Source organism: Streptomyces sp. NPDC111744 (assembly GCF_055634995.1).
Genome location: NZ_JBVKCG010000077.1, coordinates 1 through 1,798 on the forward strand (window position 1 = coordinate 1; position 1,798 = coordinate 1,798).

A 1,798-nucleotide genomic window follows, 5' to 3' on the forward strand; every position below is an offset into this window, starting at 1 on the left:
TACGACAACCGGACACCCTCACCCACCACCGCAACCGCATCCGGCGTACGCACCACCTGCGCGGCGAACAACCCCGGCAACGTCGCAGCCGACAGACCCGGTACCTGCCGTGTGGTGTCGTTCCACTCCGTCAGCACCCGCCGCAGGTCGCCGGCGTCCAGGACCTCGATCCGGTCCAGCGCGCGGTCCGGAGATGCCTCCAGCGCGGCCACCACGCCCTCGGTCGCCGTGTGCAGCAGCCTGGCGACCGACTCCGGGTCGATCGGTGCCACTGCGTGCACCGAGAATCCGAACCCACCGTGGGAGCCGGCGCCGAAGTCGTCCACCGACACCCCGAGCGGATAGTTGGTCCGCTCCGCACCGAGCAGGAGCTCAGTCCCCTCGAGGTCGAAGTCGGCCGAGTCTTCGCCGTTGCCGGACCTGCGGTAGTTGAACAGCGTGGTGATCAGCGGGGCCGGCGCGGCGACACCACTGGCCTGCTGCGCCACCGTCAGCGGGGCGTGTTCGTGCAGCAGAAGCTCGGCCAGTTGTGCCTGCATCGACCGCAGGGCGTCCAGCACACCGACTCCACCCGTGGAAGTCCGTACCGGCAGGGTGTTGATGAACAGTCCCGGCACCCGGTCCGCACCGACCCCGGCCTGCATCCGGCCGAACAGAACCGTGCCGAACACCACATCATCACGGTCCGAGACCGCGGCCAGCACCCGCGACCACACCACATGGAACACCGTGGCGGGGCTCACGCCGAACCGGCGGGCCTGCTCCCGCACCCGCAGGGCCAGCCCGGCTTCCACGAGCGCGTCGGCCTCCCTCACGCCCCGGCCGTCCCCGTGCACGTCCAGCACACCGAACGGCGCGGTCGGCTCGGTCACGTCACCGAGCAGCCCCGAGAAGTACGCAGCGTGCTCCTCACGAGAGACGCCGAGCAGCGCCTGCCCGACGAAGTTCCGGTACGGCAACGGGGCCGGCAGCCCATCCTCACGGCCCTCCATGAACGCCCGTACCTCGCCCAGCACCACCTTCAGCGAGGTGTTGTCATCGATGATGTGGTGCATCCGCAGCGCCAGCAGCCAGCGGCCGTCACCGTCGGGTTCCGCAGCCACATGCACATCCGCCAACGGGGCACGGCGCAGGTCCATCAGCGGCTCACACGTCGCGAGCAGAGCCTGGACCGCGTCATCGCCGGTGACGCCGACGCCGAGCTCGACCTCGGTGACCGGCAGCACGGCCTGTCGGTGGACCACTTGCACCGGCTGGTCCAGTCCCTCCCAGGCGATCGAGGTCCGCAGAATGTCGTGGCGGTCGATGACCTTCTGCCACGCCCCCGTGAACGCGTCCAGCCGGACGCGCGAGTCGAACCGCAGCACCAGCCGCACCACATACGGGTCCTGTCCGTCCGCGGCCTCCAACCGGTGGTGGAAGAACAGGCCCTCCTGGAGCGGTGCCAGCGGGTAGACGTCCTGCACGGCGGCCGCGCCGCCGGGTACTCCCGCCACGATTCGGGCCAGTTCCCGTTCGGACAGTCCGGCCAGCGGCACCATCTCCGGCAGGATCGCGTCCGCGCCCTCGGGTATCAGGCACGGCGGCACCACGACCTCCTCCCGGCCCGATGCCGCGGCCAGCCGGGCCACCGTCGGGGCGGCGAACAGCGTGCGCACATCGACGGACACGCCCCGCGCCCGCAACCGCTCCACCAGCGTCACCGCCAGGAGGGAGTGTCCGCCGAGGTCGAAGAAGTTGTCGTCGACCCCGACCGAGGGCAGGCCCAGGACGTCGGCGAACGCCGAGCAAAGGATCT

General features: G+C 70.6%; 1 protein-coding gene. It reads right to left on the bottom strand.

All coding sequences use genetic code 11. From position 1 onward, the window contains the following. The coding region (locus tag ACZ7OO_RS44070; protein WP_471513012.1) for a condensation domain-containing protein at window positions 1–1,798 on the bottom strand (1,798 nt) is incomplete at both ends.